Annotated in this window: 15 protein-coding genes, 1 tRNA gene and 1 pseudogene; 6 read left to right on the top strand and 11 right to left on the bottom strand. The window is 72.8% G+C overall.

Annotation, left to right across the window (positions count from 1 at the left end; all coding sequences use genetic code 11):
- Positions 1-406: 406 nt before the first annotated feature.
- Entirely contained in the window at positions 407-565 is a 159-nt protein-coding gene (locus LP52_RS26030) for a hypothetical protein (protein ID WP_238580684.1), read from the top strand.
- Between the two features lie 129 nt (positions 566-694).
- Here the strand turns inward: LP52_RS26030 and LP52_RS01650 are convergent.
- From LP52_RS01650 to LP52_RS01635, 4 genes are all read right to left on the bottom strand, one after another.
- Positions 695-767: transfer RNA gene (locus LP52_RS01650), tRNA-Val, on the bottom strand.
- Positions 768-846: 79 nt separating this feature from the next.
- Complete coding sequence (locus tag LP52_RS01645; protein ID WP_040270138.1) at positions 847-1,308, bottom strand: peroxiredoxin; 462 nt, start codon at positions 1,306-1,308, stop codon at positions 847-849.
- Between the two features lie 130 nt (positions 1,309-1,438).
- Complete coding sequence (locus LP52_RS01640; protein ID WP_040270137.1) at positions 1,439-1,870, bottom strand: DUF3052 domain-containing protein; 432 nt, start codon at positions 1,868-1,870, stop codon at positions 1,439-1,441.
- A gap of 188 nt (positions 1,871-2,058) precedes the next feature.
- Positions 2,059-2,472 (bottom strand): secondary thiamine-phosphate synthase enzyme YjbQ, encoded by a 414-nt coding sequence (locus LP52_RS01635; RefSeq protein ID WP_040270136.1) that lies wholly within the window; start codon positions 2,470-2,472, stop codon positions 2,059-2,061.
- Between the two features lie 155 nt (positions 2,473-2,627).
- Between LP52_RS01635 and LP52_RS28145 the strand changes: the two genes are divergently transcribed.
- Entirely contained in the window at positions 2,628-4,583 is a 1,956-nt protein-coding gene (locus LP52_RS28145; RefSeq protein ID WP_084722788.1) for a DUF7800 domain-containing protein, read from the top strand.
- Positions 4,584-4,651: 68 nt separating this feature from the next.
- Here LP52_RS28145 and LP52_RS01625 read toward each other — a convergent pair whose 3' ends face one another.
- The 5 genes and pseudogenes from LP52_RS01625 to LP52_RS01605 all read right to left on the bottom strand — a co-directional run bounded on the left by LP52_RS01625 (position 4,652) and on the right by LP52_RS01605 (position 9,518).
- The gene (locus LP52_RS01625) at positions 4,652-5,476 is read right to left on the bottom strand and encodes a putative hydro-lyase (RefSeq protein WP_052809303.1); all 825 of its coding nucleotides are present in this window, start codon (positions 5,474-5,476) and stop codon (positions 4,652-4,654) included.
- 288 nt (positions 5,477-5,764) lie between these two features.
- The gene (locus LP52_RS01620) at positions 5,765-6,619 is read right to left on the bottom strand and encodes a 5-oxoprolinase subunit C family protein (protein ID WP_040270131.1); all 855 of its coding nucleotides are present in this window, start codon (positions 6,617-6,619) and stop codon (positions 5,765-5,767) included.
- A gap of 94 nt (positions 6,620-6,713) precedes the next feature.
- Positions 6,714-7,313 (bottom strand): annotated as a pseudogene (locus LP52_RS01615) (5-oxoprolinase subunit B family protein); the annotation flags it as partial.
- Between the two features lie 67 nt (positions 7,314-7,380).
- On the bottom strand, positions 7,381-8,148 hold the full coding sequence (locus LP52_RS01610; RefSeq protein WP_040270129.1) for a LamB/YcsF family protein: 768 nt from the start codon (positions 8,146-8,148) through the stop codon (positions 7,381-7,383).
- Positions 8,149-8,270: 122 nt separating this feature from the next.
- A complete protein-coding gene (locus LP52_RS01605) occupies positions 8,271-9,518 on the bottom strand; it encodes an NRAMP family divalent metal transporter (protein WP_040270127.1) in 1,248 nt (415 codons plus the stop codon).
- 237 nt (positions 9,519-9,755) lie between these two features.
- On the opposite strand from LP52_RS01605, the gene LP52_RS01600 reads away from it, so the two are divergent.
- Entirely contained in the window at positions 9,756-10,457 is a 702-nt protein-coding gene (locus tag LP52_RS01600) for a GntR family transcriptional regulator (protein WP_040270125.1), read from the top strand.
- A gap of 159 nt (positions 10,458-10,616) precedes the next feature.
- Here the strand turns inward: LP52_RS01600 and LP52_RS25535 are convergent, their stop codons facing one another.
- Both LP52_RS25535 and LP52_RS01590 read right to left on the bottom strand, forming a co-directional pair.
- The gene (locus tag LP52_RS25535; protein ID WP_157036153.1) at positions 10,617-11,456 is read right to left on the bottom strand and encodes a hypothetical protein; all 840 of its coding nucleotides are present in this window, start codon (positions 11,454-11,456) and stop codon (positions 10,617-10,619) included.
- Between the two features lie 527 nt (positions 11,457-11,983).
- Positions 11,984-13,213 (bottom strand): PucR family transcriptional regulator, encoded by a 1,230-nt coding sequence (locus LP52_RS01590; RefSeq protein WP_040270123.1) that lies wholly within the window; start codon positions 13,211-13,213, stop codon positions 11,984-11,986.
- A 222-nt stretch (positions 13,214-13,435) separates the two neighbouring features.
- On the opposite strand from LP52_RS01590, the gene LP52_RS01585 reads away from it, so the two are divergent.
- The 3 genes from LP52_RS01585 to LP52_RS01575 all read left to right on the top strand — a co-directional run bounded on the left by LP52_RS01585 (position 13,436) and on the right by LP52_RS01575 (position 15,682).
- Positions 13,436-14,395 carry an ACP S-malonyltransferase gene (locus tag LP52_RS01585; RefSeq protein ID WP_193789929.1) on the top strand — a complete coding sequence of 320 codons (960 nt, stop codon included), beginning with the start codon at positions 13,436-13,438 and terminating at the stop codon, positions 14,393-14,395.
- Complete coding sequence (locus LP52_RS01580) at positions 14,395-15,348, top strand: beta-ketoacyl-ACP synthase III (RefSeq protein WP_040270118.1); 954 nt, start codon at positions 14,395-14,397, stop codon at positions 15,346-15,348. Before LP52_RS01585 ends, LP52_RS01580 begins: the two co-directional genes overlap by 1 nt.
- An 85-nt stretch (positions 15,349-15,433) precedes the next feature.
- Positions 15,434-15,682, top strand: coding sequence for an acyl carrier protein (locus LP52_RS01575; RefSeq protein ID WP_040270116.1), 249 nt, complete (start codon positions 15,434-15,436; stop codon positions 15,680-15,682).
- The last annotated feature ends 129 nt before the right edge of the window (positions 15,683-15,811 follow it).

Below are 15,811 nucleotides of genomic sequence, written 5' to 3'. Positions count from 1 at the left end.
GTACCGCTCCCAGCACCGGCCCGAACCACCCGCAGCCCTCGCCGCCCCGTCAGGCGCCCGGCCATCCGCCCACCGCAACCGGCGGACGCCGGCCCGAACCATCCACCGGCCGCGTTACCAACCTCCCGGGACAGAACAACTAGCGCGGCTGCGTGACAGCCAACGGTCATCGGAACAGCTGCGTACGCGCGCCGTTCCTCGTAGGGTTTGCTGACCCGCAGGACGGAGTCGACTTCGACACCGGCGCTGGGCCCTCGCTGAGGACCCCGTCCCGAGAGCGTTCTGATCTACCCGCCCGACCGATCAAGGCGACACCCACTGCTGCAGCTGCTCGCGCCGATGGCGCCCAGCCTTTTCGCCACCATGGCCGGGGACGCCCTACGCGCTCCGCCACACATGCGTCTCCATGTGGCTGAACGCCGGGGTCTCGGAGACGCTGGTAGCCCGGTGGGCTGGCCACAGTGTCGCGGTGCTGAAGAAGATCTACGTCAAGTGCCTGGTCGGCGAGGAGGAGCGAGCCAAGAAGCAGATCGCGGAGGCCTACGGGCGCCACGGCCACGGGTGAAACGTGGCCGTGTATTGGCCGCGGTCCTCCACCGAGGCCCCCGGTCGCACACCGACTACCACCGACGCATGACAACGCCCCCTGGCCTGTCTACGCAGGCCAGGGGGCGTTCTCTATGCTTGTGGAGGGTGGGCGCGAGAGGACTCGAACCTCCGACCACCCGCTTGTAAGGCGGGGGCTCTACCAACTGAGCTACACGCCCGGATGTGGTCGTGCCGATCCGGTGACAGGGAAATCGTACCGGGTTCGCGGGGTGGTGGGGGCGCTCGCGATGCAGAGACTCAGGCCAGTTCGGCGAGGGCCTTGCGGTAGTCGTCGACGTCGCGGGATTCGGAGATCGGGTTGACGACCCTCCAGCGGACGACGCCCCCGGTGTCGATGACGAAGGTCGCACGCCGCGCCACGCCCCGCGTTTCGTCGAATACCCCGTAGGCCTGAGCGGTCCCGCCGTGCGGCCAGAAGTCCGAGAGCAGGGGGAACTCCAGACTCTCCCGCTCGGCCCAGACGCGGTGGGCGAACATGGAGTCGACCGAGACCGTCAGAAGCTGGACACGGTCGTTGACGAGGTCGGCCGAGGCCTCGCGCAGCGCGAGCAGCTCGCCCTGGCACACGCCGGAGAACGCCAGCGGGTAGAAGACCAGGACCACGTTCCTTCGGCCGACGAAGTCGGCGAGGCGCACGGTCTGGCCGTGTTGATCGGACAGCTCGAAGTCCGGTGCAGGCCTGCCGGGTTCGATCGGCATCGGGTCCCCTCATGCGAGCGTGCGGGCACGGGTGGTGTGCCGCCCGCCGCTGCCGGCGGACGGCACACTCGCGGGTCACCCTAAGGCAATCCGCTCCGCCGATGCCGTCGCGGCCGGGGACGGGACCTGCTCAGCGCTGCACCTTCGGCGCGACGAGTCGCGTTCCCGACCAGTTCGGGCCCGCGCTCACGGCGCTGGTCTGCGAGAGTCCGGCCGTGGAGGCCGCCTCGGAAACCTCGCTCGGCGAGACGTGGCCCTCCCGGCCGGGCTTGGGGGTCAGCACGAGAATGATGCCCCCTCCCTCGACGGCGCCGAGGACGTCGACGAGGACATCGGTGAGGTCGTCCTCCTCGTCGCCCCGCCACCACAGCAGCGCGGAATCGACGACGCCGTCGTAATCCTCGTCGACCAACTCCTCGCCGGTGCGCTCGGCGATCGAGGCTCGCAGCTCCTCGTCCACGTCATCGTCGAACAAGAATTCCTGCACCACCTGACCCGGTTTGAATCCGAGTCGATCGGCCAGGCCACGTTCGCTTTGTGCCTGGCCCGCGGTCGCGCTCACGAAAGTCCTCCTCCACAAGTTCTGCTGTTCGGGCCGGTCCCGCTCCTGTGCCGGCGGGTCGACCGTGCGCGGTCCCGTATCACCGGGGCGACCCCGCTGTTGAGGGCTAAGTTCACACGCTGGGGACCTGATCCGTCAACGCGCCTGCGCCCTGAGGTTGTACTGCACTGCACTTCCCATCCTGGTCGCTATCCCGCGCCCGTCAAGAACGAGAGGCGGACATGCCTGCTCGGATTGTCGACGTTGGTGTCGACCAGCGCGATGGACTGCCATGTTCCCAGCTCAAGGCGACCGCCGACCACGGGTACCGTGGCTTGGGGCGGTACGAGGGCAGGTATCACGTGGTCGCGCCCGTGGCCCTGGGAGCCGTGCCGGTGCCGCCAGCGGTCGTCCTTCGGCAGCAGGTCGCCCAACAGCGCGAGCAGGTCGTCGTCGGATCCAGCTCCCAACTCCATGATCGTCACGCCTGCCGTGGCGTGGGGCACGAACACGTTCAACAAGCCGTCGCCGCCACCCTCGGAGACGAAATCCCGGCACATGTCGGTGATGTCGGTGATGCTCTCGGTCCCGCCCGTGCGCAGGTCGAGAAGTTTTGTCCGCATGCCGCAACGCGTACCCACTCCGCAGCCCGCTGCAACCTCCACAGGCCGCGGATCGGCGGTGGCCGCCTGCGGCCGGGGCCGCCATACTCGAGAAGGTCGGGCGCGCCAGCGCTCGTTTCGAACCGGCGAACGACGCCACAGGAAAGGGAGGAAGAGTGGGCATCGGCCTGCGCCTCGGTCCGCTGCTGCGGCACGTGACGGATACGACCGCCACCGTCTGGGTCGAGACCGAGGCGCCGTGCGAGGTCACCGTCTCCGCCGGCGGGCATACCGCGCGCTCTCGCACGTTCACCGTCCACGGGCACCACTACGCGCTGTGCGACCTGCGCGGCCTGGCCCCGGGCGCCGCCCTGCCCTACGAGGTGCGCCTGGACGCCGAGACCGTGTGGCCGCGGCCCGACGCTCCGCACCCGCCGAGCCTGGTATGCACCCTCGATCCGTCCTCCTCCACCCGGATCCTCTTCGGCTCCTGCCACACTCCCTCCGACCACTCGCGCGCCGCGGTCCTGCGCTACGGCGTGGACATGCTGCGCGCCTACGCGCTGCGGCTGGCCGGGGAGCGAAGCGAGGGCTCCCCCGGCGACGGCGGCGCACCGGCCGGACGCGCCCCTGAGCACGAGGTCGAGCCGTCGCTGCTGCTGCTCATCGGCGACCAGGTCTACGCCGACAAGCTGCAGCCGAGCATGCGGGAGTTCCTCGCGGAGCGCCGGGCGACCGCCGCAAGCCGTTCGGCACGCCACGATCCGCCTCCGGACGAGGTCGTCTCCTTCGACGAATACGCCGAGCTGTACCGCCAGGCCTGGTCGGATCCCGACATCCGGTGGCTGCTGTCGACGGTGCCCACCTTGATGCTGTTCGACGACCACGACATCCGCGACGACTGGAACACCTCGGGCGCCTGGCGCGAAAAGATGGCCCGCAATCCGTGGTGGCGGCCGCGCATCACCGCCGGCCTGGGCGCTTACTGGATCTACCAGCACCTGGGCAACCTCTCGCCCGACCACCGAGCGGCCGACCCGGTCTTCGCCGAGGTCGCCCGGGTGAGCGGCGGCGCGGCCGCCGCCCCCTCCCCCGCATCGGAGGCGGCCCCCGAAACCCCGGTGGCGGCCGCCCAGGACGCCGAGTACGAGGCCGGCGACGACGGGGGCGGAGCCGTCCAGGTGACCCCGCCGCCCGGCGAGAGCCCCGCGGTGCCACCGCCGCAGCCGCCGACCGGGGCAGTCCCGCACGCCGACGCCGCCCCCGGCGCCGGCGACGCTGCCGAGGTACTCGACGCCTTCGCCTGGCGCGCTCATCAGGAGGCCGAGAGCTACAAGTGGAGCTTCCGCTTCGACATCGGCCGCAACCGCCTTCTGATGATCGACACCCGCTGCGGCCGCGTCGTCGACGACGACGCCCGGCGCCGCATCCTCGACCCCAAGGAGGCGGCGTGGCTGGACGAGCAGCTCACCGGCGAGGTCGACCACCTCGTCGTGGCCAGCACTCTGCCCTTCATGCTGCCCCCGGGCGTGCACTACCTGGAGGCCTGGAACGAAGCCGTGTGCGCCGGCGCGTGGGGGCAGGCGCTGCGCGGCCCCGGCGAGAATCTCCGCCAGGCGATCGACCTGGAGCACTGGGCGGCGTTCCAGTCCTCGTTCCGCTCGGTGGGCGACTCCCTGCTGCGGGTCGCGGGAGGTGAGCGCGGCGCGCCGCCCGCCAGCGTGCTGCTCCTCGGCGGCGACGTCCACTTCTCCTATCTCGCGCGGGCGCACGCCGCCGACGGCGGCAGGGGCGCGCCCGCGAGCATCGCCCAGCTGGTGTGCTCGCCCACGTGCAACCGGATGCCGCCGCTCCTGCGCCGGCTGACCTGGCTCAGCGCCCGCGGGATCACCGGCCTGATCGGCTCCCTCCTGGCCCGCGCCGCGAGGGTGCCCCGGTCCCCGCTGCGCTGGCGCATGCAGGGCGGCCCCTGGTACGACAACGCCCTGGCGACACTGGTGCTGGACGGACGCAGCGCCGAAGTGGTGTGGTCGCACTCGCCGCTGGCCAAGCGCACGGTGCAGCGGCTGACACCCAACGAGGTCCCGCGGCCGAGCGTGCGCGAACTCGGGCGCTACACGCTGGCGCCCTGAGGCAGCCGGTCGGGCCCGCCCGGCCGACCGCGCCGACCTCAACCCGCCCCGGCGGCACCCGACGCGGCTCAGGGCACCTGGTGGTCGGCGTCGCGGGCGTCGGTGACGGCCATGTGCCCGGGGGCGTGGGCGATGGCGAACTCCGGCGCCGATGCCATGACGGCCGCCTGCGGCGTGACCCCGCAGGCCCAGAACACCGGCACTTCACCGGGGCGCACCTCGACCGGGTCGCCGAAATCGGGGGTGTCCGGATCGGCGATGCCCAGCGCCGCGGGATCGCCCACGTGCACCGGTGCTCCGTGGACGGACGGATAGCGCGACGTAATGCGCACCGCGTCGGCCACGCGCTCGGCCGGGACCGGCCGCATCGATACCACGAGCGGACCCGACAGCCGGCCGGCCGGGCGGCACTGCCGGTCGGTCGTGTACATCGCGACGTTGCCGCCGGTCTCGATGTGGCGCACGGGGATACCGGCTTCCAGCATCGGCGTTTCGAAGGTGAAGCTGCAGCCGATCAGGAACGCGACGAGGTCGGCGCGCCAGTGGCCGGTGGCGTCGGTCTCCTCGGCGACCAGTCGGCCGTGCTCGTAGATCCGATATGCGGGCAGGTCCGTACGCAGGTCGCCCGCGAATATCGGGGCCGAGGTCTCCCCGGGCTCGGTGACCTCCAGTACCGGGCACGGCTTGGGGTTGCGCTGGGCGAACAGCAGGAAGTCGAAAGCCAGATCGCGGGGAAGGGCGATCAGGTTGGCCTGGGTGTAGCCGGCGCTGTAGCCGGCGGTCGGCGCGCGCACCCCGGAGCGGAACAGCTCGCGTGCCTGTGCGGGCGCGAGCCCCGCCGGGGTGTCGGGGATGGCGGGGGCGGTGCCTCGCTGGGCTGCGGTATCGGACACGGCGGAACCTCCGGATTCACTCGCTCGCGAACGGCCGCGCGGCGCGACCGCGGCGCGACGTCTCTCTGAGCCGGATCCGGCGCGCCGAGGCCCGGCGCTCCGGCCCGGACGGCGCGCCACCCGACTCGCGGGCGGCCCTGCCCTTCGGCGCGGTCCGACCGGTGCGGTCCGCCGCGCCCGTCGGCCGCGCCGAGCGGGTCCCGAGCCCGGCGCCCGGCGACGCCCGCCCCCGCCCTCCCCGGACTCGGCCGCATCGGCCCGCCCGCACTCCTGCTCCGTCCGCGGCACTCACAGGCGAAACGTCAATCCGGTACCCGGGCGGGCCTGGGCCGCTCGGCAGACGTCGGCTGCGACCACAACGGCGATCACCGGGTACCCGCCCGTCACGGGGTGGTCGGCCAAGAACAGCACAGGCCGCCCTTCGGGCGGAACCTGGAGCGAGCCGGGGACCATCCCCTCACTGGGCAGTTCGCCGCCGGCCCGCCGGACCAGCGGCGGGCCCCATAGGCGCGCTCCGATGCGGTCGCTGCGATCGGTGACCTCGTAGGTCGAGGAGCGCAGCAGGCCGAGGGCGTCCTCGCGGAACCAGTCGTCGCGCGGGCCGGGAACGATGCGCAGGCTCAGTTCTCCCGCGGGAAACGGGCGGGAGGGCACCCAATCGGCCGCCGGCAGCCCGTCCGGCGGCGGACCGACCGGCAGCACCGTGCCCGGCTCGGGCCGCGGCGGCCCCAGCCCGGCCAGCGTGTCGGTGCTGCGCGAGCCCAGTACCGGCGGCACCTCCAGCCCGCCGCGCACAGCGACGTAGCTGCGCAGGCCGCTGGGCGGGGCACCGAGGCGCAGCTCGGCGCCGTCGGGCAGGTGCAGGACGGTGTCGGGGGCCGCGCCGCGCCCGTCGACGGTGACGGGGCAGGGAGCTCCGGTGACGGCCGCCGTGACCCCGCCGCGCGCCCGCAGCACCAGCCCGCCCATGGTCACCTCCAGCGCGGCGGCGCCCTCGGGGTTGGCCAGCAACCGGTTGGCCAGGTCGTAAGAGGCGGCGTCGGCGGCGCCGGAGCCGCCCACGCCCAGCGCTGCGTGCCCGCGGCGGCCGCTGTCCTGCACGGTGGTCAGCGCTCCGGTGCGCACCACTTCAACTGCCGGCATCGGCGCGGGTGCCCCCTTCGCTCTGCGCTTGGCGTGCGTCGCGCCGCGTGGCGCCGGTTCCTGCTGTGCCTCGGCGGTCGGGTCGGGGCGGCTCCTCTCGGAAACGCACCCGCACACCGGGGCGCAGCAGCGCGGGCGGGTCGCGCTCCAGGTCCCAGGTCACCAGCTCGGTGCTGCCGAGCAGCTGCCAGCCGCCCGGCGAGGCGCGCGGGTAGATCCCGCTGAACTCGCCCGCCAGTGCCACCGCACCGGCCGGCACGCGGGCACGCGCCTCACTGCGGCGGGGTACGTGCAGCCGGGTGTCGTCGCAGACCAGATAGCCGAATCCGGGCGCGAATCCGCAGAACGCGACAGTCCACTCGGCTCCGGTGTGGGCACGGACCACCTCGCGCTCGCTGAGCCCGGTCAGCTCGGCGATGTCGGCGAGGTCCCGCCCGTCGTACTGGACGGGCACCTCCAGCTCGCCAGCTGCGGCGCGTCTGCCGCGCCGCGGCCGCAGCCGCCCCACGGCGGCGGCCACCGCGTCGACGTCGCCGCCGGAGTCCATGCGCAGCAGCACGGTGCGGGCCGCGGGGACGATGTCGCTCACGCCTTCGGGCGGGTCCTCCGCCAGGGCGGCCTGCAACGCCAGCGCCTCGCCGAGGTCGGCGACCTCCACCAGGACGCCGGAATCGGCGCACCTCAGCACACGCACGCCGCGCCTCCCTCCGGTCCGGGGGCCGTCGCTGCGACGGTGCGCCCCGGTCCGCTCGCGTGCCGTCTCATCGCCCGACCGCGGTGAACGGAGCGGGGTCGACGCCGGCGCCGCGCAGGCGCTCGGCGACCGTGCGGGCGATCTCCACGGCGCCGGGGCTGTCGCCGTGCACGCACAGCGACTCGGCGTCGATGCGCACAGGCGTGCCGTCGATCGCCGCCACGGGTTCGCCCCGCACCATGGCCAGGCAGCGCCGGGCGATCTCCTCGGCGTCGTGCAGCACCGCGCCCGGCTCCCGCCGGGGAACCAGGGTCCCCTCGGGCGTGTAGGCGCGGTCGGCGAAGGCCTCGCGTACGGTGCGCAGCCCGGCCTGCTCGGCCCGATCCAGCCACACCGACCCGGGCAGGCCCAGTACGGGCAGGTCCGGGTCGTAGAGCGCCACCGCCTCGGCGACCGCCGCCGCCTGCTCCTCGTGGCGCACGATGGCGTTGTAGAGCGCGCCGTGCGGCTTGACGTAGCGCACACGCTCGCCCGCCGCGTGCGCCATCGCCTCCAGGGCGCCGATCTGGTACAGCACGTCGTTGGTCAGCTCCGCCGGTGCCATGTCGATGAACCGGCGGCCGAATCCGGCCAGGTCGCGATAACCCACCTGGGCGCCGATGGCCACGCCCTGCTCGGCGGCTCCGGCACAGGCCCGGCGCAGCACCGTGGGGTCTCCGGCGTGGAACCCGCAGGCCACGTTGGCGCTGGTGACGATGGTCAGCAGCGCCGTGTCGTCGCCGAGTCGCCAGTTGCCGAAGCTCTCCCCCAGGTCCGCGTTGAGATCGATGCACACTGCCGCTTCCGCTCCTTTCCGTCGCCGTACAGCAGGCCGCCGCCTACCGCACTGATACCCGGCCGCAGTCCCGCTGCCCGCCGGAGCGGCCCGCGGGGGCGCCGGCGGGCAGCGGGTGCGCGCTAACCCCACAGCTCGGCGATGCCGCCCAGTGAATTGGCCGCGATGTAGATCGTGACCAGCCACGCCAGCACGCCGATGACCAGCAGCCAGGCCGGGTACCTGTAGCCGTGCAGCAGGTCGTGCCGGCGCCGCGCGGCCACCCACAGCATGATGCCCAGCCCCACCGGGAGGATCAGCCCGTTGAGGGCTCCGGCCAGGATGAGCAGGGTCTCGGGGGCCTGACCCAGCGCCAGGTACAGCACGGTGCACAGCGCGATGAACCCGGCCACGAGCCAGTTGCGGTTGCGCGTGAGCCCGGCGGAGAACGTCGAGACGAACGAGACGGAGGTGTAGGAGGCTCCGATGACGGAGCTGATGGCCGCGGCCCACATGATCAGGCCGAACAGGCGCCGGCCGGTCTCGCCGGCCGCCGCGGCGAAGGCGGCGGCCGGCGCGTTGGGCGAGTCGAGGATCACGGCCCCGCCGGTGACGACGCCCAGCACCGCCAAGAACAGCAGTACCCGCATGATCCCGGTGACGATGATGCCGATGACGGAGGTCCGGGTGACGGCGGCGACGTTGCGGATTCCGCCCTGTCCGTTGTCGACGAGGCGGTGGGCCCCGGCGTAGGTGATGTAGCCGCCGACGGTGCCGCCGATGATGGTGACGGTGGCCAGGAAGAGGTCGCCGCCGAGTTCGCCGGGCAGTACCGCCTGGCGCAGCGCCTCGCCGACGGGCGGCCGGGACACGAAGGCGACGTAGAGCGTCAGTCCGATCATCAGCACGCCCAGCACCACCAGGATGCGGTCCAGGGCCACACCCGCGCCGCGCAGCAGGAACAGCGCCACGGCGACGGCCGCCGACAGCGCGCCGCCGAGCTTCATGTCGACGCCGGCCAGGGCGTCCAGCCCCAGCGCGGTTCCGGCGATGTTGCCGACGTTGAACACGATGCCGCCGAAGACGATGAGCGCGGCGAGCAGGTAGCCGGCGCCCGGCAGGACCTTGTTGGCCAGGTCCTGGGCGCGGGTCTCGGCCACGCCGATGACACGCCAGATGTTCAGTTGGACGGCGATGTCGATCAGGACCGACACCAGGATCGCGAAGGCGAACGCCGCACCCAGCTGGGCGGTGAACTCGGTGGTCTGGGTGATGAACCCGGGCCCGATGGCGCTGGTGGCCATCAGGAACATGGCGCCGAGCAGGCTGCTGCTCAGCAGCACGCGCCGGGTGCGGCCCGGAGCGCGGACGGCCTCGGGGGTTTCGCTCATGCGGAGCCTCCAGGGGACGGGGGCCGGAGGTGAGGCGCCCACCACAGGGTGAGACACCCATCACAGGATTGTTGAACAATACTCCAATACGGCGATTTCCGCTACGGGGACGGAGCGGACTCCGCGCTCCCTCGAAGCGCCCTCACACCAGGTCGCGGAATCGGGCGGAGGACGGGAGCTCGGGCGCATCGGGGACAATGGGGGCAGGACCCCGTGCAGAAGGAGAGGGAAACTCGCGTGACCGCCACCGGCGACTGGATCGACGGCCTTCCCGAAGCCGGGGACGAACTGGAGCGCTCCAGCACGGCGGAGCGGGTCGCCGATCTTCTGCGCAGCCACATAATCAACGGCGCGATGGCGCCGGGAGCGCGGCTGTCGGAGGAGCGGCTGGGGCGCAAGTTCCGGGTCTCGCGCAACACCCTGCGTGAGGCCTTCCGGCTGCTGGGCCACGAGCGGCTGCTCGTCCACGAGTTCAACCGGGGCGTGTTCGTGGCCAAACCCGGTGCCGAGGACGTCGTCGACCTGTTCAGGATGCGCCGCGCGCTGGAGCTGCCGGCGGTGCGCTCGGGGGCGCGGGCGTCCGCCGAGGCGCTCGGCGCCGTCGGCGCGGCGGTCGAACAGGGCGAGGCCGCGCGTGCCCGCGGCGACTGGGAGGGCATCGGCACCGCCAACATGGCTTACCACCGCGCGGTCGCGGGGCTGCTGGGCAGCCCGCGCGCAGACGAGACCATGCGCCAACTGCTGGCCGAACTACGCCTGGCCTTCCACGTGATGGCGGCTCCGCGCGATTTCTACGCCCCCTACCTCGACCGCAACCGCGCGATCTACGACCTGCTGGCCGCCGGCGCCTTCGAACCGGCGGCCCAGGAGCTGGAGGAGTACTTCGACGTCGCCGAGCGCCAACTGGTGCAGGCCTTCACCGCCGACTCGCGCGGCTGAGCGCTTCGCAGGCGAAGGGGTGCAGGCCCGCAGGAGCGTCCAGGCGCCGGGCAACCGACGAAAGCGCCGCGCGCCGGCGACCCGCTGCCGAGCGGGACCGCCGACGCGCGGCGCGCCTGCGTCGAGTTCCGCCGGCGCCTGCGCACAGGCGCCGACAGGTCAGTTCTTGGCTTTGGGGCGGTTGCCGCCCGAGCGCGATGCGGGGCCCTTGCGCCGGTTCGACCGCGGCTGGCGCGGCACGGGCCGCGGAGTCGTAGCGGTGTTGCCGGAGCCGCCGGGGAATCCGGGGATGATCCGGCTCGGCTCGGCCCGCGCCTCCTCGCTCGACACTGCCACACGGTCGGGCAGGCCGCTGTCGTCGAGGGCGTAGCCGGTTTCGGCCTCGGAACCGCGGTCGGGCGCCTCCGCGGCGCTGGACGCGCCGGAGGCCGACGACTCGTTGCGGTGCTCGCGCTCCTGCTGCCATGTGCGGTAGCGGGCGGCCAGCGCCGTGACGAAGGGCCATTCCACGGGTGCGGGCTGGGCCAGCGCCGCCCACAGGTAGGCGCGGGTGCCCCAGGCCTCCATCGCCCGCCGCGCGCGGGTGATGGTGAAGAAGGTCGGCGCCGCAAGCACCAGCTGCGGCCAGGCCAGGCAGAGCGCGACCAGCAGGGGCAGCAGGCCGCCTCCTGCGATGGCGGCTCCGGCGCCTACGGCGACGGGGGTCAGCGCCAAGGCGATGCGCAGGGTGGAGATCTGCCGGAACCGGTGCAGGGACCGGCGCACCGAGGCCTCGGCCGAAAGGCCTTCGGGCAGCGGCGTCGGCTGGACCATCAGGGCCAGCAGCAGCGAGGCCACAGCCACGGAACCGGCGAGCAGGATGGTCCAGCCGGGTGAGGAGAGGCGCCCGCCGACCATGAGCGCGACGACACCGAGGACGGGCAAGGGCGCCGGAATGAAGAACAGGACCTGGCGCAGGTGCTGACCGGACTCTGTCGGACGTCTCAGTGCCGCCGACATTCTGCCCAACTGTTTCCTGACGCGACCGATGATCACTGCTGTGGCACCCCCCAAACTCGTGCTGCGGCGTCTGTGCGAGCGGGGCCCTCGGTGAACCCGCCGTCGCCGCCAGACAGCGACGCTGCGCGCCATGAAACCCTCGTCCACCGGACCCGTCCCAAGGGCGGGTTCCGGTTCTCCGCGTCCGCCCCGAATCGGGGCGAGGCCGCCTCGATCCCGAGCGGGATCGTCGCCAACCACCCACCGCCTATACTATCCGCTTTTCGGCGTCCAAAGTCCCCGCTTGCGCGGACTTTTCGCCGATCACAACGCGGGGGGACGGCCGCGGATCGACATCCGCGGACTCACGTCGGACCGGTGGCAGAGAAGGCGGTGACGGCGTCGGCCGGGGGAGGGCGTCCGTGTCTGTCGGCTTTCATTGTTTCCTGCCCGGAATAGGGGTGACGAAATCACCGATGGCGGAAACGATCCTGTCTCGCCCTGGAATCGGCCGACTCGCCCGCTGCACGGCGCACCGGGCGGCGAACTCACTCCCGGCGCTCGGAGAGCCGGCCCAAGGTGATGGCGATCCGCAGCACGAACGAGCCGCGCCCGTCGCCCGGCGCGTGTCCGGTCAGCTCGGCGATCCGGCTCAGCCGGTAGCGCACCGTGTTGGCGTGGACGAACAGCATCCGCGCCGTGGACTCCAGCGACGAGGCGTGCTCCAGATACACCGACAGCGTGTCCAGAAGGGGCGAGCCGGCGTTGCGCAGCGGCAGGTAGACCTCCTCGACCAACTGTCGGCGCGCGGCGGTGTCGCCCTCCAGTGAACGCTCGGGGAGCAGGTCCTCGGCGCGCACCGGACGAGGCGCGTCGGGCCAGGCGACGGCGGCGCGCAGCCCGCTGACCGCTGCGCGCACCGACCGGTTGGCGACCCGCAGATCGCTGACCGCGGGCCCGACCACGACCGGACCCGGGCCGAAGAGGCCCGCCAGCGGCTCGGAGGCGGTGAGCACGGCCGCGTCGCCGCTGAGCTTCTCGCTGATGCCGATGACGGCGATGACGCGCTCGCCCTGCACACCGGCCAGCACGTCGTGGCCGGCCCGGCGCGCCGCCGAGCGCAGGTCCTCCAGCGTGCTCTCGGAGTCCTGCTCGCCCAGGCTGCCCGCCAGCGCCATCACCGGAGTGCGCGACCACCCCAGGGCCGACCCCCACGTCTGCAGCCCCTCCTCGCGGTCACCGTGCAGCAGCGCGTCGACCACCAGCGCCTCCAGGCGGGCGTCCCAGGCACCGCGGGCCTCGGCCGCGCGAGCGTAGACCTTGGCGGAGCTGAAGGCGACCTCACGCGTGTACTGCAGCACCGCCTCGCGCAGCTGCTGCTCTCCCCCGGGCGCCGCGAGGTCGTCGACCTGGCTCTCCACCACGTCGATGACGACGCGGACCATGTCGACCGTCTGCTGGAGGCTGACCGAGCGGGTCAGCTCGCGCGGTGCGGTGCCGAACACCTCGACGGCGATGGCCGGCCGCCCGCGCTCGGGGCTCTTGAACCACTCGACGAAGGCGGCCACGCCCGACTGGGCGACCAGCCCCACCCACGAGCGGTCCTCGGCCGACATCCGCCGGAACCAGGACAGGCGGTTCTCCATGCGCGCGACAGCGGCGGTGCCCAGCTCGCCCATGGCGCGCTCCAGCCGCTGGACCGTGGCGGCGCGGACGGCGTCGTCGTCCGCGGCCCGGTGCCCCGCGCTGTCGGTCGGTTCGGTGGAATCCGTGCTCACGCTTCCAGCCTGGCATCGTCGTGGGGGCGCCGCGGACGGCGCGGCGCACACAAGGGGCCCGGTCCCCTTGCGTGCGGGCGATCCGGCCCTGCAATGTGACCGGTGCCGCACTTTCGGCTGTCCCTGAGTGCCCCCATTGTAGAATGACCACAAACGGCGGCCCGGATATTTCGTCTCAGTCCGCATCCGTTCGGAGGGGTTCCACAGGGCAGGCTGGGTGACGTGCTTGTCATCGTTGCTCCCGGCCAGGGCGCCCAGGTCCCCGGATTCCTCGCCCCCTGGCTCGAACTACCCGGAATGACCGAACGCTTCGAGCGGTGGTCGCAGGTCGCGGGCCTGGATCTGCGTCACTACGGCACCGACGCCGACGCCGACGAGATCCGCGACACCGCGGTCGCCCAGCCGCTGCTGGTCAGCGCAGGGCTGGCCGCCGCCGTCGCGCTCTTCGGCGATGTCGAGTCCGCCCCCGAGCCGATGGACGCGGTGGCCGGCCACAGCGTCGGCGAGCTGACCGCCGCGGCACTGGCGGGCGTCCTTCGCCCCGAGGACGCGCTGGCCCTGGTGGCCGAGCGCGGCAGGGGCATGGCCGAGGCCGCGGCGCAGACGGCCACCGGTATGACCGCCGTACTCGGCGGCGACCGCGACGAGGTGCTGGCGGCCCTGGAGTCCCACGGGCTCACTCCCGCCAACGACAACGGAGCGGGCCAGATCGTGGCCGCCGGGACCACCGAGCAGCTCGAAGCGTTCGCGGCCGATCCGCCGGCGCGCGCCAGGTTGCGCTCGCTGTCGGTGGCGGGCGCCTTCCACACCCGCCACATGGCTCCGGCGGTGGAGCGCGTGGCGCGCCTGGCCGAGACGATCGAGCCCGCCGACCCGCGCACCCGGCTGCTGTCCAACAGCGACGGCGCCGTGGTCGCCGACGGCGGCGAGTACCTCCAGCGCCTGGTCCAGCAGATCAGCACCCCCGTACGCTGGGACTCCTGCACCGAGACCCTGGCCGAGCTGGGCGCGACCGCGCTCATCGAGCTTCCCCCGGCGGGGACGCTCACCGGCCTGGCCAAGCGCGGGCTGCCCGGCGTCGAGCGGCTGGCGGTCAAGACCCCCGACGACCTCGAGCGCGCCCGCGAGCTCGTGCGCGAGCACGCTGAGAGCACCGCCCTACAACAGGAAGGCCGCCCCTGATGAACCTCCTCCCCGCGGCGGCCGGAGCCCGCGTTGCGGCGCTCGGCGAATACCAGCCCGCCAACGTGGTCACCAACCAGGACCTGACCCGGCGGGTCGACACCACCGACGAATGGATCCGAAGCCGCGTCGGTATCGAAGAGCGGCGCATCGCCGGGCCGGAGGACTCCGTGGTGTCGATGGCCGCGGCCGCCGGCGGCAAGGCGCTGGCCGCCAGCGGGTTGGCGCCTGCCGACATCGATCTGGTCATCGTCGCCACGTGCACGCTGGTCGACCAGATCCCCAACGCCGCCGCGCGCGTCGCGGACCGCCTGGGCATCGAGGCGCCGGGCGCCTTCGACGTCAACGCCGCATGCGCCGGGTTCTGCTACGGCCTGGGCCTGGCCGCCGATTCCGTACGCTCGGGCTCGGCGCACAACGTTCTGGTCATCGGTTCGGAGAAGCTGTCGGACTGGCTCGACTGGGAGGACCGGTCCACCTGCGTGATCTTCGCCGACGGCGCCGGTGCGGCAGTGGTCACCCCCTCGGAGACCCCCGGCATCGGCCCCGTGGTGTGGGGCAGTTCCGGCGACCGCGCCGACAAGATCTACCTGCGCGAGAACAAGTACCTCTACCAGGAGGGCCAGTCGGTCTTCCGGTGGGCCACCACCGAGCTCAACGGCGTGGCCGCCGAGGCACTGCGCCGCGCGGGCGTGGAGGCCGGACAGTTGACGGCCTTCGTGCCCCACCAGGCCAACCTGCGCATCGTCGAGGCGATCGCCCGCAAACTGGGGGCGCCGCAGGCGATCGTCGCCCGCGATATCGTCACCGCGGGCAACACCTCGTCGGCCTCGGTTCCGCTTGCGCTTGCGCGCATGTCCGAGCGCGGCGAGCTGCCTTCGGGGAGCCTCGTGCTCACCATGGGATTCGGCGCCGGCCTGACCTACTCGGCCCAGGTGCTGGAGATTCCCTAGACCTCCGCGGGTCTCGGCCCGGTCCCGGGACGAGAGCCGCGGCAGCATTCGACCGACACGCAGTCATCATAAGGAGAACCCCGACATGGCAAACACCGAGACGGACACGGACACGATCCTGGCCGGCCTGCGCGAGATCGTCGACGAGATCGCCGGCGTCCCCGCCAACGAGGTCGACCTGGAGAAGAGCTTCGTCGACGATCTGGACATCGACTCGCTGTCGATGGTGGAGATCGCCGTGGCCGCCCAGGACAAGTTCGGCGTGGAGATCCCCGACGACCAGCTCAAGGACCTCAAGACGGTCCAGGACGTCGTCAACTACATCCAGAAGTAGCGCGCCGCGCCCGCCGGCCCCGCGCAAGCCGGCCGGCGGGCCGGGCCCCTGCGGCCCTGCGCCGTCCCCTGCCACCCCCGTCCGCCTAGGCCGGGAGATCGACCACCCGACGAGCGAGAAGGGCGATTG

Origin of the sequence: Streptomonospora alba (assembly GCF_000826685.1) — a bacterium.
GTDB classification, from domain to species: Bacteria; Actinomycetota; Actinomycetes; order Streptosporangiales; family Streptosporangiaceae; genus Streptomonospora; species Streptomonospora alba.
The sequence above is the reverse complement of the archived record's forward strand: the minus strand, read 5'-3'. Positions and strand labels throughout refer to the sequence as shown.

Excerpts from the sequence above, each read along its gene's own strand:
- LP52_RS26030 (WP_238580684.1), top strand. The coding sequence starts at position 407 with ATGTGGCTGAACGCCGGGGTCTCGGAGACGCTGGTAGCCCGGTGGGCT.
- LP52_RS01645 (WP_040270138.1), bottom strand. The coding sequence starts at position 1,308 with ATGCCGATCGAACCCGGCAGGCCTGCACCGGACTTCGAGCTGTCCGAT.
- LP52_RS01635 (WP_040270136.1), bottom strand. The coding sequence starts at position 2,472 with ATGCGGACAAAACTTCTCGACCTGCGCACGGGCGGGACCGAGAGCATC.
- LP52_RS01620 (WP_040270131.1), bottom strand. The coding sequence starts at position 6,619 with ATGCCGGCAGTTGAAGTGGTGCGCACCGGAGCGCTGACCACCGTGCAG.
- LP52_RS01605 (WP_040270127.1), bottom strand. The coding sequence starts at position 9,518 with ATGAGCGAAACCCCCGAGGCCGTCCGCGCTCCGGGCCGCACCCGGCGC.
- LP52_RS25535 (WP_157036153.1), bottom strand. The coding sequence starts at position 11,456 with ATGTCGGCGGCACTGAGACGTCCGACAGAGTCCGGTCAGCACCTGCGC.
- LP52_RS01580 (WP_040270118.1), top strand. The coding sequence starts at position 14,395 with ATGAACCTCCTCCCCGCGGCGGCCGGAGCCCGCGTTGCGGCGCTCGGC.
- LP52_RS01575 (WP_040270116.1), top strand. The coding sequence starts at position 15,434 with ATGGCAAACACCGAGACGGACACGGACACGATCCTGGCCGGCCTGCGC.